General features: G+C 68.8%; 21 protein-coding genes. 12 read left to right on the forward strand and 9 right to left on the reverse strand.

Features of this window, described 5'->3' with window-relative positions:
- Nucleotides 1-90: 90 nt before the first annotated feature.
- A complete protein-coding gene (gene deoC, locus OCH239_RS06470) occupies nucleotides 91-1,080 on the reverse strand; it encodes a deoxyribose-phosphate aldolase (RefSeq protein ID WP_037260105.1) in 990 nt (329 codons plus the stop codon).
- Between the two features lie 139 nt (nucleotides 1,081-1,219).
- The gene (locus OCH239_RS06475) at nucleotides 1,220-1,912 is read right to left on the reverse strand and encodes a glycosyltransferase family protein (protein ID WP_037260107.1); all 693 of its coding nucleotides are present in this window, start codon (nucleotides 1,910-1,912) and stop codon (nucleotides 1,220-1,222) included.
- A gap of 202 nt (nucleotides 1,913-2,114) precedes the next feature.
- Here OCH239_RS06475 and OCH239_RS06480 point away from each other — a divergent pair, with 202 nt between their 5' ends.
- Together OCH239_RS06480 and OCH239_RS06485 are read left to right on the forward strand one after the other, a co-directional pair.
- Complete coding sequence (locus tag OCH239_RS06480) at nucleotides 2,115-4,997, forward strand: error-prone DNA polymerase (protein WP_037260109.1); 2,883 nt, start codon at nucleotides 2,115-2,117, stop codon at nucleotides 4,995-4,997.
- Between the two features lie 65 nt (nucleotides 4,998-5,062).
- On the forward strand, nucleotides 5,063-6,673 hold the full coding sequence (locus OCH239_RS06485) for a hypothetical protein (RefSeq protein WP_037260111.1): 1,611 nt from the start codon (nucleotides 5,063-5,065) through the stop codon (nucleotides 6,671-6,673).
- Here the strand turns inward: OCH239_RS06485 and OCH239_RS06490 are convergent.
- Nucleotides 6,664-7,467: an undecaprenyl-diphosphate phosphatase gene (locus OCH239_RS06490; protein ID WP_037260113.1), complete on the reverse strand. Its 804-nt coding sequence runs from the start codon at nucleotides 7,465-7,467 to the stop codon at nucleotides 6,664-6,666. The genes OCH239_RS06485 and OCH239_RS06490 overlap by 10 nt on opposite strands.
- Before the next feature lie 219 nt (nucleotides 7,468-7,686).
- Here OCH239_RS06490 and OCH239_RS06495 point away from each other — a divergent pair, with 219 nt between their 5' ends.
- The 7 genes from OCH239_RS06495 to fmt all read left to right on the forward strand — a co-directional run bounded on the left by OCH239_RS06495 (nucleotide 7,687) and on the right by fmt (nucleotide 18,218).
- Entirely contained in the window at nucleotides 7,687-9,126 is a 1,440-nt protein-coding gene (locus OCH239_RS06495) for an NAD(P)-dependent oxidoreductase (RefSeq protein ID WP_037260115.1), read from the forward strand.
- Between the two features lie 103 nt (nucleotides 9,127-9,229).
- The gene (locus OCH239_RS06500; RefSeq protein ID WP_037260117.1) at nucleotides 9,230-9,664 is read left to right on the forward strand and encodes a GFA family protein; all 435 of its coding nucleotides are present in this window, start codon (nucleotides 9,230-9,232) and stop codon (nucleotides 9,662-9,664) included.
- Between the two features lie 133 nt (nucleotides 9,665-9,797).
- Entirely contained in the window at nucleotides 9,798-14,336 is a 4,539-nt protein-coding gene (gene gltB / locus OCH239_RS06505; RefSeq protein WP_037260119.1) for a glutamate synthase large subunit, read from the forward strand.
- A gap of 257 nt (nucleotides 14,337-14,593) precedes the next feature.
- Nucleotides 14,594-15,328: a monofunctional biosynthetic peptidoglycan transglycosylase gene (mtgA, locus tag OCH239_RS06510; RefSeq protein ID WP_051489334.1), complete on the forward strand. Its 735-nt coding sequence runs from the start codon at nucleotides 14,594-14,596 to the stop codon at nucleotides 15,326-15,328.
- Nucleotides 15,329-15,411: 83 nt separating this feature from the next.
- Nucleotides 15,412-16,077: an FtsZ-binding protein FzlA gene (gene fzlA, locus OCH239_RS06515; RefSeq protein ID WP_037260121.1), complete on the forward strand. Its 666-nt coding sequence runs from the start codon at nucleotides 15,412-15,414 to the stop codon at nucleotides 16,075-16,077.
- A gap of 143 nt (nucleotides 16,078-16,220) precedes the next feature.
- Nucleotides 16,221-17,282 carry a tRNA epoxyqueuosine(34) reductase QueG gene (gene queG / locus OCH239_RS06520; protein ID WP_037260123.1) on the forward strand — a complete coding sequence of 354 codons (1,062 nt, stop codon included), beginning with the start codon at nucleotides 16,221-16,223 and terminating at the stop codon, nucleotides 17,280-17,282.
- A 33-nt stretch (nucleotides 17,283-17,315) separates the two neighbouring features.
- Complete coding sequence (fmt, locus tag OCH239_RS06525) at nucleotides 17,316-18,218, forward strand: methionyl-tRNA formyltransferase (RefSeq protein WP_037260125.1); 903 nt, start codon at nucleotides 17,316-17,318, stop codon at nucleotides 18,216-18,218.
- 7 nt (nucleotides 18,219-18,225) lie between these two features.
- Here the strand turns inward: fmt and OCH239_RS06530 are convergent, their stop codons facing one another.
- Nucleotides 18,226-19,410, reverse strand: coding sequence for a lytic murein transglycosylase (locus OCH239_RS06530; RefSeq protein WP_084782228.1), 1,185 nt, complete (start codon nucleotides 19,408-19,410; stop codon nucleotides 18,226-18,228).
- Between the two features lie 215 nt (nucleotides 19,411-19,625).
- Here OCH239_RS06530 and OCH239_RS06535 point away from each other — a divergent pair, with 215 nt between their 5' ends.
- The gene (locus OCH239_RS06535; protein WP_037260127.1) at nucleotides 19,626-20,000 is read left to right on the forward strand and encodes a response regulator; all 375 of its coding nucleotides are present in this window, start codon (nucleotides 19,626-19,628) and stop codon (nucleotides 19,998-20,000) included.
- Here OCH239_RS06535 and OCH239_RS06540 read toward each other — a convergent pair.
- Together OCH239_RS06540 and OCH239_RS06545 are read right to left on the reverse strand one after the other, a co-directional pair.
- Nucleotides 19,987-20,976 (reverse strand): glutathione S-transferase family protein, encoded by a 990-nt coding sequence (locus tag OCH239_RS06540; RefSeq protein ID WP_037260129.1) that lies wholly within the window; start codon nucleotides 20,974-20,976, stop codon nucleotides 19,987-19,989. The two genes, OCH239_RS06535 and OCH239_RS06540, sit on opposite strands and share 14 nt — an antisense overlap.
- Before the next feature lie 187 nt (nucleotides 20,977-21,163).
- Nucleotides 21,164-21,496 (reverse strand): hypothetical protein, encoded by a 333-nt coding sequence (locus OCH239_RS06545; protein WP_037260131.1) that lies wholly within the window; start codon nucleotides 21,494-21,496, stop codon nucleotides 21,164-21,166.
- A 137-nt stretch (nucleotides 21,497-21,633) separates the two neighbouring features.
- Between OCH239_RS06545 and OCH239_RS06550 the strand changes: the two genes are divergently transcribed.
- Both OCH239_RS06550 and OCH239_RS06555 read left to right on the forward strand, forming a co-directional pair.
- Nucleotides 21,634-22,362 carry a Crp/Fnr family transcriptional regulator gene (locus tag OCH239_RS06550; RefSeq protein WP_037260133.1) on the forward strand — a complete coding sequence of 243 codons (729 nt, stop codon included), beginning with the start codon at nucleotides 21,634-21,636 and terminating at the stop codon, nucleotides 22,360-22,362.
- A 106-nt stretch (nucleotides 22,363-22,468) separates the two neighbouring features.
- Nucleotides 22,469-23,170, forward strand: coding sequence for a GntR family transcriptional regulator (locus OCH239_RS06555; protein ID WP_037260135.1), 702 nt, complete (start codon nucleotides 22,469-22,471; stop codon nucleotides 23,168-23,170).
- An 80-nt stretch (nucleotides 23,171-23,250) separates the two neighbouring features.
- Here the strand turns inward: OCH239_RS06555 and dtd are convergent, their stop codons facing one another.
- The 3 genes from dtd to OCH239_RS06570 form a co-directional block, all read right to left on the reverse strand.
- Nucleotides 23,251-23,700, reverse strand: coding sequence for a D-aminoacyl-tRNA deacylase (gene dtd / locus OCH239_RS06560; protein WP_037260136.1), 450 nt, complete (start codon nucleotides 23,698-23,700; stop codon nucleotides 23,251-23,253).
- Nucleotides 23,697-24,599 (reverse strand): carbohydrate kinase family protein, encoded by a 903-nt coding sequence (locus OCH239_RS06565; protein WP_037260138.1) that lies wholly within the window; start codon nucleotides 24,597-24,599, stop codon nucleotides 23,697-23,699. The genes dtd and OCH239_RS06565 overlap by 4 nt, the downstream gene beginning before the upstream one ends.
- Before the next feature lie 68 nt (nucleotides 24,600-24,667).
- Nucleotides 24,668-25,789 (reverse strand): TFIIB-type zinc ribbon-containing protein, encoded by a 1,122-nt coding sequence (locus OCH239_RS06570; RefSeq protein ID WP_051489335.1) that lies wholly within the window; start codon nucleotides 25,787-25,789, stop codon nucleotides 24,668-24,670.
- Nucleotides 25,790-25,818 lie beyond the last annotated feature (29 nt).

Genomic DNA, 25,818 nt, shown 5'->3' on the forward strand with positions numbered 1-25,818 from the left:
GTCTCTCCCGGGCGCTTCTGGCGCGGCCCGCCCGGGCTGCCCCGGGCCTCAAGGTCCTTGATGTGTCCGGCGCGGTCGCGCCGGGGCGGGTCAGGCCAGCGCGTGCCGCCACGCGGCGGAATAGGCGCCCGTCAGGTGATGCTCCAGCTGCCGCTCGATGTCGCCCAGCAGCGAGGAGGCGCCGAAGCGGAAGAGGTCGGGGCGCAGCCAGCGGTCGCCGAGTTCCTCCTTCACGAGGGCGAGGTAGGTGATCGCGTCCTTGGCCTTGGAGATGCCGCCCGCGGGCTTGTAGCCGACGCGGATGCCCGTCCAGTCGTGGTAGTCGCGGATCGCGCGCATCATCACGAGGCTGACGGGAAGCGTGGCGTTCACGCCCTCCTTGCCGGTCGAGGTCTTGATGAAGTCTGCGCCCGCCATCATGCAGACGAGGCTGGCGCGGGCGACGTTGCGCAGCGTGCCGAGCTCGCCGGTGGCGAGGATCGCCTTCACATGCGCCTCGCCGCAGGCCTGCCGGAAGGCGCGCATCTCGTCGTAGAGGGCCTGCCAGTCGCCGGTCAGGACGTGGCGGCGCGAGATCACGATGTCGATCTCGGAGGCGCCGGCGGAGACGCTCTCGCCGATCTCGGCGAGGCGCAGGTGGAACGGCGAGAGACCGGCGGGAAAGCCGGTCGAGACCGCGGCGACGGGGATGCCCGAGCCGTCGAGGTGCCGCACGGCGGGAGCGATCATGTCGTGGTAGACGCAGACCGCGCCGACGGTCAGGTCGGGCAGGTCCAGCGCCTCGAGGATGTCGCGGCGCACCGGGGCCTTCGCCTTGCCGCAGAGCCGCGCGACGCGGCCGGCCGTGTCGTCGCCCGAGAGCGTGGTGAGGTCGATGCAGGAGATCGCGCGGGCGAGCCACGCGGCCTGGTGCGCCTTCTTGACCGAGCGGCGGCCGGGCAGGGTCGCGGCGCGGCGCTCGATCGCGGAGCGGTTGGCGGTCGCGCGCATCACGCGATCCAGATCCAGCGCGGTGCCGGGGTTCCGGGGCTCGGCAATCTGGGGCAGCGGATGGGTGGTCGCGGTGGCTGTGTGGGTCATGAGGTCTCGCACTTGGGCTTCCCGGGACGGTCTCACGCGGGGCGGGCGGAGGCAAGCTGCGCGCCGCTGGCGCGGCGGCGAGGGCGCTGCCCTCGCGCTCCCGGAGTATTTGTGCCAAGAAGAAGGGTCGGCGCCGGGATCATTTCACGCGGTTCGAGAGCCAGCGCATCACCGGGTTCTTCTGCGGGCGCAGGAGCTCGAGATGCAGGATGCGGGCGCTGGGCTGGTCGGACCAGATAAGCTCGGAGGCCTCGAAGACGCGCTTGTTGAATTGCTGCGGCAGGACGTGGAACCGGATGTCGCTTTCCCACAGGACCTCGCGGAAGGAGGGCTGGTCGATGCCGTAGCGCCCTTCCGCGAAGCGCAGCGCCCAAGCGTCGAAGAGGTCGAGCGCGGCCTCGGTGCGGCGGTAGAGCAGCACGCCCGTGTTGATCTCGGGGAAGGTCTCGGGGAGGTCGTGGCGGATCGGCTTGTGATGGCGCGGGCGGTGCCAGAGCGCGACCTGCGCGCCGGCCATGTCGAAGCGCTGCAGCAGATCGAAGAGCGAGGAGAGGTCGGCGCGGACCAGCGTGTCGTTGTCGAGAAAGAGCGTCTCGTCGAAGGGGGTCTGGCCGAGCAGGTTCACCTTGGGGCGCTTGAGGCCCTCGGGGATCGTGAAGCTCAGATCGAAGCCCGCGACGTCGTCTCCGGCCTTGCACCAGATCGCCGTGGTGAGCTGCGGGTTGGTGCGTTTGACGCTGGCCGCCGAACGGCGCGCCACGTCCACGTGATCGCGCCCCCAGGCGACATAGACAACGCCGCGCCGCGCCGGCGCCGTGCCGAAATCGGTCATGTCCTCGTCCTGTCCCTTGGGCCGCCCCGCCGGCGCACGGCCCCCTTGCGGTTGAATATGCATCGCGTCGCACTTGTCCCGGAGAGGGCGGGGGACACAAGGCGTGGGCGGGATTTGACGCGATGTAATCTTGCGAAAGCCGACTCGAAAACAGAACGAAAGTGGAACATACTGCGAGTCCCTTCCGGACGACGAGCGGGCGATGACGGCGGAACTCTCGATCACCTCGAACTTCACCTTCCTCACCGGGGCCTCGCATCCCGAGGAATATGCCGAGCGTGCGGCTTTGTCGGGGCTCGAGGCCATCGCCATCGCGGACGTCAATTCCGTCGCGGGGATCGTGCGCGCCCATTCCCGGCTGAAGGAGATCGCGCGGCAGGTGGCGGAGCTGGACGGCACCGAGAGGATCGGACCGCCGCGGCCCGACTGGATCCCGCCCGCGCCGGCGGCGCCGGTGCGCAACGTGCCCCGCCTGATCCCGGCGGCGCGGCTGGTCCTTGCCGAAGGGGTGGAGGTCACGGCGCTGGCGGCGACGCGGGCGGGCTGGGCGCGGCTTTGCCGGCTTTTGAGCACGGGGCGGCTCAGGGCGGCGAAGGGCGCGTGCGATCTGCGCATGGAGGATCTGCTGGAAGGCGCGGAGGGGCTGGAGTTGATCCTGCACGGGGAGGGCGACGAGGCGTGGCGCGGCCATGCGCGGCGGCTGGTGCGGGCCTTCGGGGGCCAGATGCATCTCGCTCTCGCGCCGCGCTACGACGGGGCGGACCCGGCGCGGTTCGACGCGCTGGCGCAGGTGGCGGCCGAGCTCGGGCTCGAGACGGTCGCGACCGCACGGCCGCTCATGCATCACGGGCGGCGGCGGCGGCTCGCGGACGTGCTGACGGCGGTGCGGCTGGGACGCCGGGTGGACGACCTGGGGCGCGCGGCGCTCGCCAACGGCGAGCAGCGGCTGCGCGCGCCGGGCGAGATGCGGCGTCTTCTCGGGCGCCATGCGGGGGCGCTGGACCGGGCCGCGGCGCTGGCGGGCCGGTGCCGGTTCGACATCGCGAGCCTGCGCTACGAGTACCCTTCGGAGATCGCGCAGGGAGAGCGGCCGCGCGACCGGCTGGCGCGGCTCGCCCGGGAGGGGCTGGCCGAGCGCTATCCCGGCGGCGCGCCCGAGAAGGTGCGCGCGATGCTCGAGCACGAGCTCGAGCTGATCGCCAGGCTGAACTACGAGCCCTATTTCCTGACCGTGCGCGACATCGTCGCCTTTGCCCGGGGGCGCGGCATCCTCTGCCAGGGGCGCGGATCGGCGGCGAATTCCGTGGTCTGCTACAGCATGGGCGTGACCTCGGTCTCGCCCGAGGTCGGGACGATGGTGTTCGAGCGCTTCGTGTCGGAGGCGCGCGACGAGCCGCCCGACATCGACGTCGATTTCGAGCACGAGCGGCGCGAGGAGGTGATCCAGCACATCTACCAGCGTTACGGGCGGCACCGGGCGGGGCTCTGCGCCACGGTGATTCATTACCGCGGCAAGCGCGCGATCCGCGAGGTGGGCGCGGCGATGGGGCTGTCGAAGGACACAATCGGGGCGCTTTCGTCGCAGCTCTGGGGTTTCTTCTCGACGAGCGGTCTCGAGGAGCAGCGGATGCGCGAGATCGGGCTCGATCCCGGGGACCGGCGGCTGCAGCTGACGATGGAGCTGATCCACGAGATCGTGGGCTTTCCGCGGCATCTCAGCCAGCATGTGGGCGGGTTCGTGATCACCGAGGGGCGGCTCGACGAGCTGGTGCCGGTGGAGAACGCGGCGATGGAGGGCCGCACGCTCATCTGCTGGGACAAGGACGACATCGACGCGCTGGGCATCCTCAAGGTCGACGTGCTCAGCCTCGGGATGCTGACCTGCATCCGCAAGGCGTTCGATCTTCTGAAGATGCATCACGGCGAGGAGCAGGACCTCGCGACGCTGCCGCAGGAGGATCCGAAGGTCTACGAGATGCTCTGCCGGGCCGATTCGATCGGCGTCTTCCAGGTGGAGAGCCGGGCGCAGATGAACTTCCTGCCGCGGATGCGGCCGCGGAACTTCTACGACCTCGTGATCGAGGTGGCGATCATCCGGCCCGGGCCGATCCAGGGCGACATGGTCCATCCCTATATCCGCCGCCGCAACGGCGAGGAGGCGGTGTCGTTTCCCTCGGACGCGCTGGGGCAGGTGCTGGGCAAAACGCTGGGGGTGCCGCTCTTTCAGGAGCAGGCAATGCAGATCGCGATCATCGGCGCGGGCTTCAGCCCGGACGAGGCCGACCGGCTGCGGCGTGCGCTCGCCACCTTCAAGAAGCTCGGCAACGTCACCGAGTTCCGCGCGCGGTTCCTGCGGGGCATGGCGCGCAACGGCTACGATGCCGACTTCGCCGAGCGGTGCTTTTCCCAGATCGAGGGCTTCGGCTCCTACGGGTTCCCGGAAAGCCACGCGGCCTCCTTTGCGCTGCTCGTCTACGCGAGCGCCTGGATCAAGTGTCATTACCCCGGGATCTTCGCCTGCGCGCTGCTCAATTCGCAGCCGATGGGCTTCTACGCGCCGGCGCAGATCGTGCGGGACGCGCGCGAGCACGGGGTCGAGGTGCGGCCCGTCGCGATCAACGAGAGCTACTGGGACAACGTGATGGAGCCGGGCCGCCGGGAGAGGATGGCGCTGCGGCTGGGCTTTCGCCAGATCAAGGGGCTGCGCGAGGAGGATGCCGCCTGGCTCGCCGCGGCGCGGGGCAACGGCTATCGGTCGGTGCGCGACGTCTGGCGGCGGGCGGGGCTCGGCCCGCAGGTTCTGGCGCGACTCGCCGAGGCGGATGCCTTTGCGGCGCTGGGGCTTTCGCGGCGCGAGGCGCTCTGGGAGGCGCGGGCGCTGGCCAAGGACAAGCCGCTGCCGCTCTTTGCCGGGGACATGGACGGGGAGGGGATCGTCGAGCCCGCGGCGCTTCTGCCCGAGATGACCGAGGGCGAGGAGATCGTGGAGGATTTCGTCGCCATGCGGCTGACCCTGCGCCGCCATCCGGTCGCGCTCCTGCGGCATATCCTGACGCCCGAGAGCGGGCCGGCGCGGGGCGGGTAGAGCCGCGCCTTCCGCCTCCGCCGGCGCCATGATACCCGCGCCGCAAAAACGGAGCGCCCAACGACGTGACCCGCCTTTTCCTCATCGACGACCGGACCCTGCCGGAGCCCGGCGCGCAGCTTCACGGCTTTGCCTGGGAGGGCGCGGATTTCGTGATCGGCACCGAAGGTCTCGCCGCGTTCGAGGCAGGCGGGCGCCGCCTGCCCTGGAGCGCCGACGGCGATCACGTGCTCGTCCGGCGCGAGGGCGGCGGCATCGGGATCGGCGCGGACTTCGCCGGCTGCCGGCACCTCTTCTATTGGTCCGAGGGCCGGGACTGGGCGGTCTGCGAGAGTTTCATCGACCTCGTCGCGCATCTGCGCGGACGGGGCGTAGCGCTCCACGAGGACATCGCGCAGACAGGGGCGTTCCTGTCGCGCAAGCAGCTCTTCCAGCAGTTGACGACGGACCGCACCGCGGTGCGCGAGATCGCCTGCCTCGACGCCGGAGCGCGGATCGAGATCGGCCCCGATGGGCTTGTGGTGATCCCGCCCGATCCGGTGCCGGCCGAGGATTATGCCGCCGCGCTCGACGCCTTCATCGCGACGTGGCTGTCGCGGATGGCCACGTTGCGCGCGGCGCCCGATCTTGCCCTGCATGTCCATCTCTCGGGCGGGTTCGACAGCCGGGCCGTGGCGGCCTTCCACGTCTGGCTAGAACGGAACGAGGGCTCCTGCGAGAGCGCGTCGGTCCGATCCCTGACCGACGCGCGCCACGCCGATGACCTGAAGATCGCCGAAGAAATCGCTGCAGCGAGCGGCATCAGGCTCAACCACAACCCGCCGCGGCCGGGGCGGGCGCTGAGCCTTGAGGAGGCGCTCACGTCCTGGAGGCACCATTCCGCGGGGGCCTATACGCCCGTGCGCGTTCCCGCCTCGTTCGGAGACCCAAGAGATGTGCATTTCTCAGGCCATGCCTCGAGCGGCTACAAGTACACATTCGACGATGCGGCGGCGCGCCGGACGATCCGCCGGATGGAGCGGGCCTATGGCTATTTCGGCCGCGGCGACCGTCCCCGCTGGCGGTCGGCGCTCGAGGCGCATCTCGGACGGCTGGAGGAGCGGACCGGCAGCCTCGGGCGAGCCTGGGGGTGCTGGCAGCGGGTGAACCGGGCGCGATTCCATGCCGGGCAGGCGGCCACCTACAAGACGCAGGTCGCGATCTTCCATTCGCGGAGCGCGTCCCGGCTGGACGCGGCCCGACGACCTCTGACGGCGGATTTCCAACTCTACCACGACATTCTCGCGAGCCTCGCGCCCGAGATGATGGAGGTGCCCTTCGACGACGCCGCGAAGGCGCCGGGCGAGGCCGTTCGCGCCGCGCTGACGGTAAGGCAGCCTGCCCCTCCGGTGCCGGGCCGGGTCTGGGGTGCGTTCGAGCCCGCCCAGCCCGGCGGCACGCCGCTGTCGCGCTCGAAATTGGCCCGGGCGCTGCTGGACGAGGTGGACGCGGGCTGGTCCGACCTGCCGCGGCGGCGGGTCACGCTGCTCTTTCGCTGGCACATCGCGCGGCTGCGGCGCCGGATCAGGGCGGGGCGCGCCCCGCACGCGGTGAAGATGCGGCATCTCCATTCGGCGTGGCTGCTGATCCGGCTGAGCCAGCTCGGGGTCCGGATGGACGGGCCGGGTCAGGAATAGGCGTAGATCAGGAGGATCACGCCCAGCACCACGCGGTAGATGACGTAAGGCGTGAAGCTGACCGAGCGCAGCAGGCGCATCATCAGCGCGAGCGCTCCGAGGGCGGCGACGAAGGCGAGGGCGGCGGCGATGGCGCCGTCGACGGCCGCCTGCGCATCCGCCTCGCCGATCACCTCGAGGCCAAGAAGCGCGCCCGAGGCGACGATCGTCGGGATCGACATCAGCATGGAGAGCTTCGCCGCGCCGTGGCGGTCGTAGCCGAGCGCGCGGCCCGCGGTGATCGTGATGCCCGAGCGGGACGTGCCGGGAATGAGGGCTGCCGCCTGGGAGAGGCCCATGATCACCGCGTGTTTCAGGGTCCAGCTCTCGGCGGAGCGGATCGCGGGCATCCGGGTGTCGAACCACCAGAGCACCACGCCGAAGACCAGCATCGCCCAGCCGACCACCGCGACCGAGCGCAGCGCCTCGTCGAGCCCGGCGAGGTTGAGAGCGAAGCCGGCGACGATCACGGGGATCGTCGCGACGGCGAGGCAGAGCGCGAGGAAGGCGCCCGCGGTGTCGACCTTGCCGCGCGCGAGGCGCAGCGTACCGGCGAGCGCGACGCGCACGTCGCTCCAGAAGTAGATCACGACGGCGAGGAGCGTGCCGACATGGACAGCAACGTCGATCACCTGACCCTGGTCCTGCATTCCCGTGAGCCCCGGCAGCAGAATCAGGTGACCGGAGGACGAGATCGGGAGAAACTCCGTGATGCCCTGGATGAGGGCGAGGAGGATCAGCTGGAAAAGCGGCATGCGGAGGCTCCGGTGCGTGACGCGCGTCACCTATAATTTTGCACCGCAGAAAGAGAAGTGGAAAAGTAGGTCCGGTCTGATACATAAATTTGGCTTTCTCGCGACGAGATATATCTTCATGCGGCAAGAAAGATGCAACTATGTCAGTCATGCTGACTTTTATTACGGTTTACGTCCCGGTATAGACGCGGACCGAAGCCACTTTCCGGAGACGTTCTCATGGCGAAGCAGCCGATGCTGAAATTCGTGAATGTCGGGCGCGACATGCCCGAAAAGCGCACCGCCGATGCGCGTGCCCACGACTTTCACGAGATCTATGCCGAGTTCGCCGAGGAGAAGGCCGCCGAGCAGGCGGGGCGGTGTTCGCAATGCGGCGTGCCCTATTGCCAGTCACACTGCCCGCTGCACAACAACATTCCCGACTGGCTCAAGCTGACCGCGGAAGGCCGGCTCGAGGAGGCCTACGAGCTCAGCCAGGCGACCAACACCTTCCCCGAGATCTGCGGCCGGATCTGCCCGCAGGACAGGCTCTGCGAGGGCAATTGCGTGATCGAGCAGTCGGGCCACGGCACCGTCACTATCGGCGCGGTCGAGAAGTACATCACCGACACCGCCTGGGAGAAGGGCTGGGTCAAGCCTATCGTCCCCGCGATGGAGCGCACGGAATCGGTTGCGGTCATCGGTGCGGGGCCGGGCGGTCTTGCCGCGGCGGACGTGCTGCGCCGCGCGGGCGTGCAGGTGACGGTCTACGACCGCCACGACCGCGCGGGCGGGCTGATGACCTACGGCATCCCGGGCTTCAAGCTCGAGAAGGAGGTGGTCATGCGGCGCAACGACCAGCTCGAGACCGGCGGGGTGACCTTCAAGCTCAACTGCGCGGTGGGCGAGGACATCTCGTTCGACGAGATCCGCGAGGCTCATGACGCGGTCATTATCGCGACCGGCGTCTACAAGAGCCGCGATCTGCAGGGGCCGGGCGCCGGCGCCGCGGGCATCGTGCGGGCGATCGACTTCCTGACGGCTTCGAACCGCGCGGTGAATTTCGGCGACGACGTGCCCGAATTCGCAAGCGGCGAGCTCAATGCCAAGGGCAAGCGCGTCGTGGTGATCGGCGGCGGCGACACCGCGATGGATTGCGTGCGCACCTCGATCCGCCAGGGCGCGGAGAGCGTGAAGTGCCTCTATCGACGCGACCGTCACAACATGCCCGGCTCGCAGCGCGAGGTTGCCAATGCCGAGGAGGAGGGCGTCGAGTTCGAATGGCTGACCGCGCCCAAGGCCTTCAAGGGCGATCCGGTGAGCGCCGTCGTGGTGCAGCAGATGCGCCTCGGCCAGCCCGACGCGACCGGCCGCCAGTCGCCGGAGGTGATCGAGGGGGCCGATTACGACGAGCCTGCCGATCTCGTGATCAAGGCGCTCGGCTTCGAGCCCGAGGAGCTGCCGAAGCTCTGGGGCGCCGACGGGCTCGAGGTCACGCGCTGGGGCACGGTGAAGGCCGAGTTCGGCTCGGGTGCGACGTCGATCCCGGGGGTCTATGCGGTGGGCGACATCGTGCGCGGCGCGAGCCTCGTCGTTTGGGCGATCAAGGACGGCCGCGACTGCGCCGATGCGGTTCTGAGCCAGCTGAACGACGCGAGCGCGTCGGTCGCGGCGGAGTGACGACATCGATGGGAGCGGTCTTAACGGTTCGCTGCCGAACCCACGGTATGCTCGGAGCACCGCGCCCTCGTTCAGGGCCGGACCGGCAACGGAGGGCCATTCGATGATGAGCGACAAGACGGGACATTGCCTCTGCGGCGCGGTGCGCTTCTCGGCGCGCAACGTCAAGCGCGGCTTCGGCGCGTGCCATTGCAAGATGTGCCAGCGCTGGGCCGGGGCGGCGATGCTGGCCGTGACGGTGCCGGCGGATGCGCTGACGGTCGAGGGGGCCGACAAGGTCCGCACGCGGCAGAGCTCGGACTGGGCGACCCGGTCCTGGTGCGACGAATGCGGCTCGAACCTCTGGTACCGGTTTACGGGCGAGGGGGCGGACGGCTCCTACGAGGTGCCGCTGGGGCTCTTCGACGACACCACCGGCTTCGTGCTCGAGCAGGAGATCTTCGTCGACCAGAAGTCCGACGCATTCGAGCTGAAGGGTGACCACGAGCGGCTGACCAAGGCCGAGGTGATAGAGAAATACAACATCCCGGCGTCCTGACGCGGGGATTGCGGGCAGGGCGCCCGGTTGCAAGAGGCGCCCGCCCCGACATGGGAAGAGGTCCGGCCACAGGCCCGGATACGGAGCTACGTCCGGTCGCCTTTGCAGCGGCCTTTCGAGAGAGGATGACGCCATGACCAAGTACGACGCCGAATGGGCGGCCCGCGAAGAGGCCAAGCGTGACTGGCTCGCCAAGAACGGCCTCTATTCGCACGAGGACGAACATTCCTCCTGCGGCGTGGGCCTCGTGGTCAGCCTCGACGGGGAGCCGTCGCGCAAGGTGGTCAAGCACGGGATCAACGCGCTGAAGGCGGTCTGGCACCGCGGCGCGGTCGACGCGGACGGCAAGACCGGCGACGGCGCCGGCATCCACGTGCAGATCCCGGTCAACTTCTTTTACGACCAGATCGACCGCACCGGGCACACGCCGGACAAGGACAAGCTCATCGCCGTCGGCCAGGTGTTTCTGCCGCGGACCGATTTCGGCGCGCAGGAGACCTGCCGCACGATCGTCGAGAGCGAAGTGCTGCGGATGGGCTACTACATCTATGGCTGGCGGCACGTTCCGGTGAACATCGAGTGCCTCGGCGAGAAGGCGAACGCGACCCGTCCCGAGATCGAGCAGATCCTGATCTCGAACTCCAAGGACGTCGACGAGGAGACCTTCGAGCGCGAGCTCTACGTCATCCGCCGCCGGGTCGAGAAGGCGACCGCCGCCGCCGGTGTGAACCAGTTCTACATCGCATCGCTGAGCTGCCGGTCGATCATCTACAAGGGCATGATGCTCGCGCAGGACGTGGCCGAGTTCTATCCCGACCTGCAGGACGACAGGTTCGAGAGCGCCTTCGCGATCTATCACCAGCGCTATTCGACCAACACCTTCCCGCAATGGTGGCTGGCGCAGCCCTTCCGCATGCTCGCGCATAACGGCGAGATCAACACGCTGAAGGGCAACACCAACTGGATGAAGAGCCACGAGATCCGCATGGCCTCGTCCACGTTCGGGGACCGCGCGGCGGACATCAAGCCGATCATCGCGAGCGGCGCGTCGGATTCGGCGGCGCTCGACGCGGTGTTCGAGGTGCTGGTGCGCGCGGGACGCAACGCGCCGATGGCCAAGACGATGATGGTGCCGGAATCGTGGTCCAAGCAGGCCGAGGAGCTGCCGCAGGCCTGGCGCGACATGTATTCCTACTGCAACTCGGTGATGGAGCCCTGGGACGGTCCGGCCGCGCTCGCCATGACCGACGGCCGCTGGGTCTGCGGCGGGCTCGACCGCAACGGCCTGCGCCCCATGCGCTACGTGGTGACCGGCGACGGGCTGATGATCGCGGGCTCCGAGGCGGGCATGGTCCCGATCGACGAGAGCACGGTGCGCGAGAAGGGGGCGCTCGGCCCCGGCCAGATGATCGCCGTCGACATGAAGGAGAAGAAGCTCTACCGCGACGTCGAGATCAAGGACAAGCTCGCCGCCTCGCAGCCCTTCGGCGACTGGGTGGGCAAGATCGTCGAGCTCGACGATGCGCTCGCATCGGTCACCGAGGAGCCGATGTTCGAGGCGGGCGACCTGCGCCGCCGCCAGATCGCGGCCGGCTATTCGGTCGAGGAGATCGAGCAGATCCTCTCGCCCATGGCCGAGGACGGCAAGGAGCAGATCGCCTCGATGGGCGATGACACGCCGTCGGCGGTTCTTTCCAAGCGCTACCGGCCGCTCAGCCACTTCTTCCGGCAGAACTTCAGCCAGGTGACCAACCCGCCGATCGACTCACTTCGCGAATTCCGGGTGATGTCGCTCAAGACGCGGTTCGGCAACCTCAAGAACGTGCTCGACGAGAGCTCGTCGCAGACCGAGATCCTCGTGCTCGACAGCCCCTTCGTCGGCAACCGGCAATTCGACGAGCTGACGCGCAACTTCAACGTCGAGATGGTCGAGATCGACTGCACCTTCGAGGCCGGCGCGGGCCGCGACACGCTGCGACGCGGGCTCGAGCGCATCCGCGCCGAGGCCGAGGACGCGGTGCGGTCGGGCGCGGGGCATATCGTGCTGACCGATCACCACCAGGACGAGGGCAAGGCGCCGATGCCGATGATCCTCGCCACCTCGGCGGTGCATTCCCACCTGACGCGGAAGGGGCTTCGGACCTTCTGCTCGCTCAACGTGCGCTCCGCGGAATGCATCGATCCGCATTACTTCGCGGTGCTGATCGGCGCGGGCGCCACGATCGTGAACCCCTATCTCGCCGAGGATACGGTCGCCGACCGCATCCGCCGCGGCCTGATCGAGGGCAGCCTCACCGAGGCGATGGCCCGCTACCGCGAGGCGGTCGATTTCGGCCTGCTCAAGATCATGTCCAAGATGGGCATCTCGGTGGTGTCGTCCTATCGCGGCGGGCTCAACTTCGAGGCAGTGGGCCTCAGCCGCGCGATGTGCGCCGAGTTCTTCCCCGGCATGCTGAGCCGGATATCGGGCATCGGCGTCTCGGGCATCCAGAAGAAGGTGGAGGAGATCCACGCGCTCGGCTTCCGCGGAGGCAAGGACGTGCTTCCGATCGGCGGCTTCTACAAGTCGCGCAAGACCGGCGAGACCCATGCCTGGGGCGCGCAGACGATGCACCTGATGCAGATGGCCTGCAACAAGGGCTCGTTCGAGATGTGGAAGACCTACTCGAAGGCGATGCAGGCGAACCCTCCGATCCACCTGCGCGACCTGCTGGCGATCAAGCCGGTGGGAGAGGCGGTGCCGCTCGAGGAGGTCGAATCGATCACCTCGATCCGCAAGCGGTTCGTGACGCCCGGCATGTCGCTCGGTGCGCTGTCGCCCGAGGCGCACAAGACGCTGAACGTCGCGATGAACCGCATCGGCGCGAAGTCCGACTCTGGCGAGGGCGGCGAGGATCCGGCGCATTTCACGCCCGAGCCCAACGGCGACAACCCGTCCGCCAAGATCAAGCAGGTGGCCTCGGGCCGGTTCGGCGTGACGGCGGAATACCTCAACCAGTGCGAGGAGCTCGAGATCAAGGTGGCGCAGGGCGCCAAGCCCGGCGAGGGCGGCCAGCTTCCGGGCATGAAGGTCACCAAGCTCATCGCGCGTCTGCGGCACTCGACGCCGGGCGTGACGCTGATCTCGCCGCCGCCGCACCACGACATCTACTCGATCGAGGACCTCGCGCAGCTGATCTACGACCTCAAGCAGATCAACCCGCGCGCCAAGGTCACGGTGAAGCTGGTCGCCTCCTCGGGCGTCGGCACGATCGCGGCGGGCGTCGCCAAGGCGAAGGCCGACGTGATCCTGATCTCGGGCCATAACGGCGGCACGGGTGCGTCGCCCGCGACGTCGATCAAGTATGCGGGCCTGCCGTGGGAGATGGGCCTCACCGAGGCGCATCAGGTGCTGTCGCTCAACAACCTGCGCAGCCGGATCACGCTGCGCACGGATGGCGGCCTGCGCACCGGGCGCGACATCGTCATGGCGGCGATGCTCGGGGCCGAGGAATACGGCATCGGCACCGCCGCGCTGATCTCCATGGGCTGCATCATGGTGCGGCAGTGCCAGTCGAACACCTGCCCGGTGGGCGTCTGCACGCAGGACGACACGCTGCGGGCCAAGTTCACCGGGAACGCGGACAAGGTGGTGAACCTCATCACCTTCTACGCCCAGGAGGTGCGCGAGATCCTCGCCTCGATCGGCGCGCGGTCGCTCGACGAGGTGATCGGCCGCGCGGACCTCTTGAGCCAGGTGAGCCGCGGGTCGGACCATCTCGACGATCTCGACCTCAACCCGCTGCTGATCCGCGTGGACGGCTCGGACGAGGTGAAGCTCGACCGCAACGGGCCGCGCAACGAGGTGGACGACACGCTCGACGCCGAGATCGTCAAGGACGCGCAGCGCTTCCTCGAGGACGGCGAGAAGATGCAGCTCTCCTACGCGGTGCAGAACGTCCACCGCACGGTGGGCACGCGCACCTCGAGCCACATCGTCAAGAAGTTCGGCATGAACAACGCGCTTCAGCCGGACCACCTGACGGTGAAGCTGACGGGATCGGCGGGCCAATCGCTCGGCGCCTTCGCCGCCCCGGGCCTCAAGATCGAGGTCATGGGAGATGCCAACGACTATGTCGGCAAGGGCCTCTCGGGCGGCACGGTCGTGGTGCGTCCGCCGATGAACTCGCCGCTCGTCGCGGCCGAGAACACGATCATCGGCAACACGGTCCTCTACGGCGCGACGGCGGGCTACCTCTTTGCTGCGGGCCGGGCGGGCGAGCGCTTTGCGGTGCGCAACTCGGGCGCGCAGGTCGTGGTCGAGGGCTGCGGGTCGAACGGCTGCGAGTACATGACGGGGGGCGTCGCGGCGATCCTCGGGCCGATCGGTCCGAATTTCGGCGCGGGCATGACCGGCGGCATGGCGTATCTCTACGACCCCGAGGGCGCGACCGACAAGCTGATCAACATGACCTCGCTCGTGACCTGCGCGGTCACGACGCCCGAATGGGTGGCCGAGCTCAAGGGCCTGGTCGAGCGGCACCTCGCCGAGACCGGCAGCCAGCGCGCGCGGGACATCCTGCAGCACTGGGAGGAGGAGCTGCCGCACTTCGTCCAGGTCTGCCCGCGGGAGATGCTCGACAAGATCGCGCATCCGCTCGGCATCGAGAACGAGGCCATTCCGGCCGAGTGACCAGGGCTGCGCCGCGCGGAGACACGGGGTCTGCGCGGCGTTTGCCGTTCCGCTGTCACGAAATCACCGCGATCCGGGCACACCGGCGCTCCGAACCGGTGGTCCATCGAGCGCGGTCCGCATAGACTTCGCTCGAATGCGGATCGGTTCCGTGACAAGTGGACCTGGTTAACTCCGGAGGAGCGGTAGCTTCTCCGGAGGCTGGACCGGGCCGCGTGTGGCACAGCGGAACCGGTCATCGGAACGGGGATGACGAGATGGCTTCGAAGACAGGCTGCAGGTCCCGCGAGGCGGGAACGGCCACCGGCAAACCCACAGGCGCCGGGGCGCGCGGGCTGATCCTGCGCTGGGCCGTCCGGGCGGTGCTCCTGCTCGTGTTGCTGATTGCGGTCGCGATCGGCGCCTACCGGGTGATCAACCCGCCGACGACGCTCTACATGATGCAGGAGCGGTCGCGGCTCGGGAACATCGTCCACGACTGGACGCCCGCGGACGAGATCGCGCCGGTGATGTACCGCGCTGCGGTCGCCGCGGAGGACGCCAATTTCTGCGAGCACTGGGGCTTCGACATGGGCGCGATCCGCCGCGCGATCGAGGACGGCGGCAATCGCGGCGCCTCCACGATCAGCCAGCAGACGGTGAAGAACGTCTATCTCTGGCACGGCCGGACCTGGCTGCGCAAATCGCTCGAGGCGGCGATCACCCCGGGCGTGGAGGCGGTCTGGCCGAAGCGGCGCATCCTCGAGGTCTATCTCAACGTCGCGGAGTTCGGGGAGGGCCTCTTCGGCGTCGGCGAGGCGGCGCAGTACCATTTCGGCGTCGACGCCTCGCAGCTCTCCTCGCGGCAGGCGGCGCTCCTGGCGGCGGTGCTGCCCGATCCCAAGGATCGCGATGCCGGGAGCCCGTCGTCCTACGTTCAGCGCCGCGCCGAGCAGATCCGCGACGGGGCGGCGACGATCGACCGGGACGGGCGGGCGGAATGCTTCCAGTAGCCGCGCGCGCGTCCTGCCGGTTGAATTCGCCGCCGCTTGCCCTGTAGGGATAGCGGGATCCCAACTTTCCGGTAAGTCATTCCATGGCCAAGCTCTATCACGTGCCGCTCTCGCCGTTCTGCCGCAAGGTCCGGCTCGTCCTCGCCGAGAAGAAGATCGAGGTGGAACTGGCCGAGGAGCGCTACTGGGAGCAGGATCCCGATTTCCTGCGCCGCAACCCCGCCGCCAAGGTGCCCGTGCTCAAGATGGACGGGCGGACGATGGCCGAGAGCGCGGCGATCTGCGAATATATCGAGGAGACGAACCCCGAGCCGCCGCTTCTGCCGCGAAAGCCCGAGGCGCGCTACGAGGTGCGCCGGATCGTGGGCTGGTTCGACGACAAGTTTCACCACGAGGTGACCTCGAAACTGCTCTACGAGCGGGTCAACAAGAAGGTCATGAAGACCGGCTTTCCCGACTCGGGCAACGTCAAGGCCGGAGCCAAGGCGATCAAGTACCACCTCGACTACATGGCCTGGCTGCTCGACCACCGGCGCTGGCTCGCGGGCGATACGATGACGCTCGCGGATTTCGCGGCGGCGGCGCATCTCTCCTCGCTCGACTACATCTCGGACGTGGACTGGAACCGGCAGGAGGCGGTGAAGGACTGGTATGCGAAGATCAAATCGCGCCCCGCCTTCCGCGCGATCCTCGCCGACCAGGTGCCGGGCTTCCCGCCGCCGGCGCATTACGCCGATCTCGACTTCTGAGCGATGCGGAGCGCGCTGGCGCGCGCGCTCTATTGCCGGGGGCAGGCCCCCGGACCCCCGGGCGAGGGCGCTGCCCTCGCGCTCCCGGAATATTTTTGCCAAGAAGAAGGAGGGGCCGAGCGGCCTTTCGGTAAGGAGGTCCCATGGCCGACGACGCCCGTGCAGCGCTGAAGGACCGGCTGGAATCGGCGGCCGGTGCCGAGGGCTTCGCGCTAATGCGGGTGTGCCGGCCCTGGGACGTGCCGCTTGTTCCGGAGCGGCTGCGGGCCTTTCTCGCCGAGGGGCGGCACGGGCAGATGGGCTGGCTGGCCGAGCGCGTACACTGGCGCGAGGCGCCGCAGGTGCTCTGGCCCGAGGCGCAATCGGTGATCATGCTCGGCGAGAGCTACACGCCGGGATACGATCCGCTGGAGCTTCTGGAGCGGCGCGAGCGGGGGGCGGTCAGCGTCTACGCCCAGAACAAGGATTACCACGACGTCCTGAAGAAGAAGCTCAAGCGGCTTGCGCGCTGGCTGATCGCGGAAGGGGGCGGCGAGGTGAAGGTCTTCGTCGATACCGCGCCGGTGCCCGAGAAGCCTCTGGGCGAGGCGGCGGGGCTCGGCTGGCAGGGCAAGCACACCAACCTCGTCAGCCGCGACATGGGGTCGTGGTTCTTCATCGGGTCGATCTTCACGACGCTGGATCTGCCCGCGGATCAGGCGGAGGGCGATCATTGCGGATCGTGCCGGAAATGCCTCGACATCTGTCCGACGGAGGCGTTTCCGGCGCCTTACCAGCTGGATGCGCGACGCTGCATCTCCTACCTCACGATCGAGCATCGCGGGCCCGTGGACCACGAGCTGCGCGCGAAGATGGGCAACCGGATCTACGGCTGCGACGATTGCCTTGCGGTCTGTCCGTGGAACAAGTTCGCGGCCGAGGCGCGGGAGGCGCGCTACCACGCCCGGGACGACCTCGTCGCGCCGGATCTTGCGGAGTTGGCAGAGCTGGACGACGCGGGCTTCCGGGCGCGGTTTTCCGGCTCTCCGATCAAGCGGATCGGGCGGGACCGGTTCGTGCGCAACGTGCTCTACGCGATCGGCAATTCGGGATCGGAGCGGCTCCGGCCGGTGGCGCAGGGGCTGGCGGAGGATGCGGACGAGACGGTGCGCGAGGCGGCGCGCTGGGCGGCGGAGCGGCTTCCCTCGGGGCGCGCGCCGGGCTAGGTGCGGGGCCGGAACGGACAGGGGGAACATACCATGCGTCTCGTCTTCATGGGCACGCCCGATTTCTCGGTGCCGGTTCTCGATGCGCTGATCGGGGCCGGGCACGAGATCGCCTGCGTCTACTGCCAGCCGCCGCGCCCCGCAGGCCGGGGCAAGAAGGACCGCCCGTCGCCGGTGCAGGCCCGCGCCGAGGCGCTGGGGCTGCCGGTGCGGCATCCGGTGTCGTTGAAGGGGGCGGAGGAGCAGGAGGCCTTCGCCGCGCTCGGGGCCGAGGCGGCGGTGGTCGTCGCCTACGGGTTGATCCTGCCGCGCGCGATCCTCGGTGCGCCGGAGCGGGGGTGCCTCAACATCCATGCCTCTCTGCTTCCGCGCTGGCGCGGGGCGGCGCCGATCCAGCGGGCGATCATGGCGGGCGACGCGCGGACGGGCGTCTGCATCATGCAGATGGAGGTGGGACTCGATACCGGGCCGGTGCTCCTGCGCCGCGAGACGGAGATCGGGGCGGAGGAGACGACCGGCGATCTGCATGACAGGCTGAGCGCGCTCGGAGCGGAGGCCGTGGTCGAGGCGCTGGCGCGGATCGACGCGCTAAGCCCCGAGACGCAGCCCGACGAGGGCGTCACCTATGCCGAGAAGGTGGACAAGGCCGAGGCGCGGGTCGACTGGACCGAGCCGGCCGAGATCGTGGCGCGCAAGATCCGCGGGCTCGCGCCCTTTCCCGGCGCCTGGACCGAGGCGGGCGAGGCGCGGATCAAGCTCCTGGGCGCGCGTGCCGTTCCGGGGACGGGCGCGCCGGGCGAGGTGCTCGGCGGCTTTACCGTGGCCTGCGGAACGGGGGCGGTCGAGGTGACGCGGGCGCAGCGCGCGGGCAAGGGCGCGCAGGAGGCGCAGACCTTCCTGCTCGGCATGGCGCTGCCCGCCCGGCTCGGGGCCTGAGCGCCCCTCAGAGCCGGTTCAGGAGCTCGGCCGTCGGCCAGGCGTCGGCGGGCAGGCCGAGCTCGCGCTGCACGTCGCGCACCGCGGAGCGGGTGCCGGCGCCGAGGATGCCGTCCGCCTCGCCCACGTCGTAGCCGCGATCCTGCAGCTTCTCCTGCAGGCGCACCATCTCGTCGGGGCCGAGGCCCGGCGCCGGGTTGCCGGTGTCGAGGGCAGGGGCGCCTTCGAGCCGGGTGCCGAAATAGGCGGCGGTCAGGACGTAGGTGAAGCTCTTGTTCCACTCGAAGAGCACGGAGAAGTTCGGATAGGCGAGGAAGGCCGGGCCGCCGCGGCCCTGCGGCAGCAGGATCGAGGCGGGCAGGTCCGGCGCGTCGATCTGGCCGTCGCGGGCGCTGACCCCCATCGCGGCCCAGTCCGAGGCGGGGCGCTGCGTCTCGAGCCCGGTGAGGTACCAGTCGAATTCGGCCGGCATCTGCACCTCCTCGAGCCACGGCTCGCCGGCGCGCCAGCCGAGATCCGACAGCATCGCCGCGCCGGACATCAGCGCGTCGGGGGCGGAGGTCTTGAGCGTGACATGCCCGTCGCCATCGCCGTCGATCCCGTTCTCGAGGATATCCTCGGGCAGCATCTGCACCATGCCGATCTCGCCGGCCCAGGCGCCCGTCGTGTCGAGGGGCAGATCTCCGCGAGCGTGGAGCCGAGCCGCAGCGATGAGCTGCGGCTGGAAGAGCTCGGGGCGACGGCAATCGTGCGACAGCGTCGCCAGCGCGTTGGCGGTGTTGTAGTCGCCCTGGATCTGGCCGTAATCGGTCTCGAACGCCCAGAAGGCGAGCAGGATGCCGTGCGAGATGCCGTAATCCCGGGCGATGCGGTCGAATATCTCCGCGTGCCGGTCCAACATCTGGCGCCCGCGCTCGAGGCGGTTCGAGCTGATCAGGCGTTGCGAGAACTCGATGAACGGAGCCTGGAAGATGCCCTGCCGCTGGTCGGCGGCGATGACGGAAGGGTCGCGCGACAGCGCCGAGAAGAAGCGCTGCGCCGCCTCGGACGGAACGCCCTCCGCTTCGGCTTCGTCCTGCATGTCCGACAGGAATGCGGTGAAGTCTCCGCCGCAGGGCACGGGTTGCGCGAGGGCAGCGGAGCCGGTCAGAACGAGGGCGAGAAGGGCGGGCGGCGTGATGCGACGGATCATGAGGGCTCCCGGGCCGTTGGGTCGGCGGCACGGTAGCATCGGGGCCGCAGGCTGCAAGCGGCGGTCGTCCCGCTCGGAAAAAGCGGGAATATTTGTTATACTGGGGAACAATTTCACGTAAGATGGAATTGACATCTTGCCAGGTCGTGTAACCAACTCGGCCACCACCTTTGGCCGCTTTGAGAACGCTTTCCTCCAGGGTGGAAAGGCCGGGTATGAACGTCTTGATCGTCGAAAGCCGTGATACGCTCGGCATGGTCTGGGCCCGGGCCCGGGCCCTGGCGCGCGAGGGCGCGCAGGTGAGGCGTGCGCGCAGTCAGGCCGAAGCGGCGTCGTGGCTGCAGTCGGAGACCTTCGACGTCATCGTTCTGGATGTCGTCCTCGACGAGGGCAGCGCGCTCGCCGTTGCGGATTTCGCCAGCTACCGCCAGCCCGAAGCGAAGGTGGTTTTCGTGACCGATACCTCGTTCTTCTCGGACGGCACGATCTTCAACTACTGCGTCAACGCGGCGGCCTGCGTGTCCTCGGGCACGGATCCCGAGGACATTGCAGCGCTGGTGGAGCATCACGGCCGCGTCACGCGGCCTTGAGCCTGTCGCGTCCATGCGGCGCGTAGAGGTCGAGATCGGGGCCGATCGGCAGGATCCGGTACGGGTTCACGCTCTCGTGGCTGTAATGGTAATGCCTCACGATGTGGCCGAAATGCACGGTCCCGGCGACGCCCGGCCATTGGTAGAGCTCGCGGGTGTAGTTCCAGAGGTTCGGGAAATCGACGATCCGGTTGCGGTTGCACTTGAAGTGGCCGTGATAGACCTTGTCGAAGCGGATCAGCGTGGTGAAGAGCCGCCAGTCGGCCTCGGTGATCCGGTCCCCGGCGAGGTAGCGGTTCTCCGACAGGATGTCCTCGATCCAGTCGAGGCTGGCGAAGAGCGGCTGGACCGCCTCGTCATAGGCGCCTTGAGTGGTCGCGAAACCCGCCTTGTAGACGCCGTTGTTCACCGTGTCGTAGATGCGGGCGTTGATCTCGTCGATCCGCTTGCGATGCTCCTCGGGGTAGTAATCGTCGGTGTTGCCGGTGATCCCGTCGAAGGCCGAGTTGAACATGCGGATGATCTCGGCGCTCTCGTTCGAGACGATGGTACCGCGCTCCTTGTCCCAGAGAACGGGCACCGTGACGCGGCCGGTCATCTTCGGATCGGCCTTGAGGTAGACATTCCGCAGGTACGGCTCGTCGAAGAGCATGTCGCCGGTCGCGCCGTCGAAATCGGTGCGGAACTCCCAGCCTTCCGACAGCATGTCTGGATGCACGACCGAGACGCCGATATGGTCGACGAGGCCCTTCAGCGCGCGGAAGACGAGCGCTCGGTGCGCCCAGGGACAGGCGTAGCTGACAAAGAGGTGGTAACGTCCGCTCTCGGCCGGAAAGCCGCCCTCTCCCGACGGGCCGGCGCTGCCGTCGGCCGTAACCCAGTTGCGGAACGCGGTTTCCGAGCGGACGAACTTGCCGCCGGTCTTCTCGGTCTCGTAGCCCTTGTCGTACCAGTCGCCGTCGACGAGCAATCCCATGGGTATCTCCAATCCTGAACTTGACCGGTCACGTAGGGGCAGCGCCGGGCCGGGCAATCGGCGGCGGGGCAGGGAGGCCGCGCATCAGCGCACAGAGAGAAGATGGGCCCGGAAACGACAAGGACCGCACCGGCGGGATGCGGCCCTTGCGCTTCCGAGGTGTCCGCGCACCGACCGCAGTGGCCCCTCAGCCTGGCAGTCGGTCGCGAACGACCTGCGAAATCAGGGTCCCGAGGCTCTGCGACGTGAAAGGCAGTCGCGTCCCCAGAAGTGTCTTGCCGTCGAGCGCCTCGTCGGGCACGTCGGCCTCGGTCATCACGATGACCGACAATCCTCGTTTGCGCGCTGCGGACACCAGGGGATGACCCATCAGCGGCCGGCGCGGCTCTATCATCAGCAGCGCGACCGGCACGGGCACCCTCTGAAGAGCGTCCATCGCCTCGGGCAGTGTCGCCACGCAGTCGATATCCGCTCCCCCCACCTGTTCGGTGATGATCTGGGCCGCATCTTCCGCGATCACCCGATCGTCACTCACAACCAGGAAGCGCGGTGCGTGTCCCTTTGGCGCGATAATGTTTCCCCCTCGACAAGCTTTACGGTCCTTTTGGAACGTCGCGGCGGCATGCGCATTAAACTGTGACATAGGGAAGGGAAAAAATGTCGATCAAGTGCAGGTTTTGTCCGATCCGCAACCTTCCCCTCTTCCAGTCCCTGACGGAACAGGAAGTGGCCTTCATGGAAAGCTTCAAGGTCGGCGAGATGACGGTCCAGCCGGGCACTCCGATTCTCTCCGCCGGCGCGAGCTCGCCGCAGCTCTTCACCGCGTTGAAGGGGTTCGGCCTGCGCTACAAGCTGCTCGAGGACGGACGGCGGCAGGTGTTGAGCTTCGTCTTCCCGGGCGACCTCATCGGCCTGCAATCGGGGGTCATGGACCAGATGACCCACAATGTCGAAAGCTCGACCTCGATGACGCTCTGCGTCTTCAACCGCAAAGAGCTCTGGACCCTCTTCCGGAATCACCCGAGGCGCGCCTACGACATGACTTGGCTCGCCGCCTCCGAAGAGCGGTTCCTCAGCGAGGCGCTGGCCGCGGTGGGCCAGAAATCCGCGCTCGAGAGCCTCTGCTGGGCATTGTCACGGATCTATCGCCGGCTCGAGGCGCTGCATCTCGACGAACGCCGGACGGTGCCGCTTCCCTACCGGCAGCAGGATCTCGCGGACGCGCTCGGCCTGTCGCTCGTGCACACCAACAAGACCCTCGCCAAGCTGCGCGAATTGCAGCTCGCGACCCGGACCGAGGGCCGCCTGACCGTGCCCGATATCCAGAAGCTCGAGGAGATGGGCCTCGTCGATGCGCGCCTGCCGCGCCAGCGTCCGTTGATGTGATCCTGTCGCCCGCGCGGCACATCCCGGGACGTGCCGCGATGCGCATGGTTGAGACGGGGCCCGGCACCGGCGATGGTGGACCGTCCGCAACGCCTCCGGGGATGTGATGAACGAGCGCCACGCGCTTCCGCTCTACGTGCAGCTGAGCGAGATGCTGATCCGCGAGATCAAGGCCGGCCGCTATTCCGAAGGCGAGCGGCTGCCGCCCGAGCGCGAGATGGCCGCCTCGCTCGGCACCTCGGTCGGCACGCTGCGCAAGGCGCTCGCGGACCTCACGGCCAAGGGCATGCTCGAGCGGCGGCAGGGCTCCGGCAATTACATCCGCGCCCGGTCCGACGCGCGGTCGGTCTACGCCTTCTTCCGGGTCGAGCTGATCGAGGGTGGCGGCCTGCCGCGGGCGGATCTCCTGTCGCTCGACCTCTGCCCGCGCGAGGCCGCGCCGATCCCCTTCGGCACCGCCGAACGCGCCTTCCGGATCCGCCGCCTGCGCTCGCTCAACCACCGGCCCGCCGTGCTCGAGGAGATCTGGCTCGACGGCGCGCATGCCGAGACCATCGATCCGGACGAGCTGTCGGAATCGCTCTACCTCTATTATCGCGAGCGGCTCGATCTCTGGATCTCCCGCGTCGAGGACCGGCTGACGACGTCGCCGGTGCCCGACTGGGCGCCGCCTGCCTTCGGCGTGGCCCCGGGCGCCTCGACGCTCCTTTTCTCCCGGCGCGGCTGGGCGCAGGGCGGCGATCTCGCCGAGGTCTCGCTCAACTGGATCGACACGTCGGTCGCGACCTACGTCTCCCGCCACGGTTGAGCGGCCCGGGACGCCCGGTCCTTCTTCTTGGCAAAAAATACTCCCGCCGGAGGCTCCGAGGCCCGGCGGAGGGCGCGCCGTCAGGTTTGCGCGGCGGTGTCGAGCCAGATGGTCACCGGTCCGTCGTTGACGAGGGCGACCTTCATGTCCGCGCCGAACCGTCCGGTCGCGACCTGAATGCCTTCGGCCTGAAGGCGGCCCGCGAAATACTCGTAGAGGCTGCGGCCCTCGTCCGGGGAGGCCGCCATCGAGAAGCCGGGGCGGTTGCCGCGCGAGGTGTCCGCGGCGAGGGTGAACTGGCTGACGACCAGCGCCGCGCCATGCGCGTCGCGGACCGAGTGGTTCATCTTGCCGGCCTCGTCCTTGAAGATCCGCAGCTTTGCGATCCGGGCGGCGAGGCGGTCGGCCTCGGCCTCGGTGTCGCCCTGCATCGCGCAGATCAGGACGAGAAGCCCCGACCCGACCTCGCCCAGAACCGCGCCTTCGACGGTGACGGAGGCCTCAGAGACCCGCTGGATCAGCGCCCTCACAGCTCGGCCTCCCACGGCGGGTTGGCGCCAGCGCGCGATACGGTGACCGAAGCGGCGCGGGTTCCAAGTTCGACCGCCGGGCGCACCGCGTCGAGGGGTGCGTTGCGCAAGTTTTCCCGCGTAAGAAGCCCATCGCGCGACAGGCCCGCCAGGAGCCCCGCGTTGAACGTGTCGCCCGCGCCGACGGTGTCGACGACCTGCGCCGGCCGGGCATCGACATGCAGCGCGCCGCTCGGGCCGATCGCGTCCACACCCTCGGCGCCGCGCGTCACCAGCACGAGGGAGGTGCCGCCCGCGATCAGGCTTTCGGGGGTGACGTTCAGCCAGGCCATGTCCTCGTCCGACACCTTCACGATGTCGGCGACGCCCAGCATGCCGGTCAGCCGCGCGCGGTAGCGCACCTCGTCGCGGATGAAGCCGGGGCGCACGTTCGGATCGACCATGATCGGGCGCTTCCCCGCCTCCCGCGCCGCGAGAGCGGCATAGGTGTCGCCGGCGGGCTCGGACACCAGCGAGATGCCTCCGAAGAAGAGCGCGGTCACCTCGGGGCCGAGATCCGGAAGGTCGTCCTCGGTCAGCATCCGCCCGGCGGTGTTCTCGTCGTAGAAGGCGTATTGCGCGTGCCCTCCGGTGAGCGTGACGAAGGCCAGCGTTGTCGGCCGGTCGCTGCGGGCCGAGGGGCGCGCATCGACCCGGCTCTTGCGGAGCGCGTCCTCGAGGATCTGGCCGAAGAGGTCCGTCGAGAGACCGCCGAAGAACCCCGCCGGCGCCCCCAGCCGCCCGAGCGCGATCGCCGTGTTGAAGACCGCGCCGCCGGAATAGGGCGCGAAGGCGGGCTCCCCCGCGGCGCTCTCGCGCGGCAGCATGTCGATCAGGCATTCGCCACAGCACAGGATCATTCCGGGCCTCCTCCCAAGACGTTAGCGCCACCATGCCGCCGAGCGTGCGGGCGCGCAACAGGCGCGGCTCACATCCGCGCGCCCACCAAAGCCGCGATGCCGAGGGCGATCAGGCCCGCCAGGACGGCGAGCGCGATCTTCCATTTCGAGTAGGGGCGTTCGCCCTGGACGCGGCCGGTCTGCCCGTTCACCACGAAGCGGTAGCTCTGGCCGCGATACTTGTAGGCCGCCACCCAGACCGGCAGCAGGATGTGCTTGAAGGTCACGTCCGAGACGTCGGTGTCGATCCGGGTGATCCGCTGCCGGTCGCCGCCGATGTCGAAGCGCACCGCCTTGGCGATCTCCCGGTCCATGATCTGGCGCGCTTCCGAGAATCCATCGGGCAGGTCGACGCCGTAGCCCTCGGCGCGGAAACCGGCGAGGAATTCGGGCTTGTAGGGCTCCATCTGGGAAAGATCCCAGGGCGGCAGCGCGTCGGTGTGGCTTTTCGGCAGGGAGCGCGAGGCGAGCACGAGAACGTCGTCGAACCAGCGGTGCACGCGGCCCCGGACCGGCGTCCAGCGGATGCGCTGCACGCGCTGGCTCTGCATCTTGCCGTCGCGCATCACCATCCGCGTCTCGTAGTAGATCGTGCCGCGCTGGCCGACATAGCCCGAGCGGGTATCGGCATCGAAGGTCCAGTAGGGCACGTAGATGCCCTGCATCCGCCGCCCCTTGCGGGCGTAGTCCGAAAGGCCGTTCGGCGCGAACCAGAGCGCGCCGAGCCAGCGCGTCATCGCCTCGCGCGCCTGCGTCTCGCCAAGGGCGAAGGGGATGAGGCCGCGCGGCTTGATGTGGCGGTGCTCGCCGGTGTCGGTCACCACGGGCGTCGCGCAGAACGGGCATTCGGCGGCATGCGTGCCGGGATCGAACTCGACATCCGCGCCGCAGCTCGGGCAATGCGAGACGCGCGTCGTCTCCATGTCCTGCAGCGGCAGGAGGTTGCGCATCGCGGCCTCGAAATCGAGCTCGCGCAGGCCGCCTTCCCACGGGCCGTCATCGGCCATGGGCTCGGTATGGCCGCAATGGTCGCAATGCAGCATGCCCTCGGCGGGATCGAAGCGCATGTCGGCGCCGCAGCTGTCGCAGGGAAACCGGTGCTCGGAGGTCGGCGCGTCTTGCGTCGGCGGCGGAGGGGGCAGGTCGCTCATGGCGCGGAGGGTTACCTGCGTCTCGGGCG

The organism is Roseivivax halodurans JCM 10272, assembly GCF_000521785.1.
Taxonomy (GTDB): domain Bacteria; phylum Pseudomonadota; class Alphaproteobacteria; order Rhodobacterales; family Rhodobacteraceae; genus Roseivivax; species Roseivivax halodurans.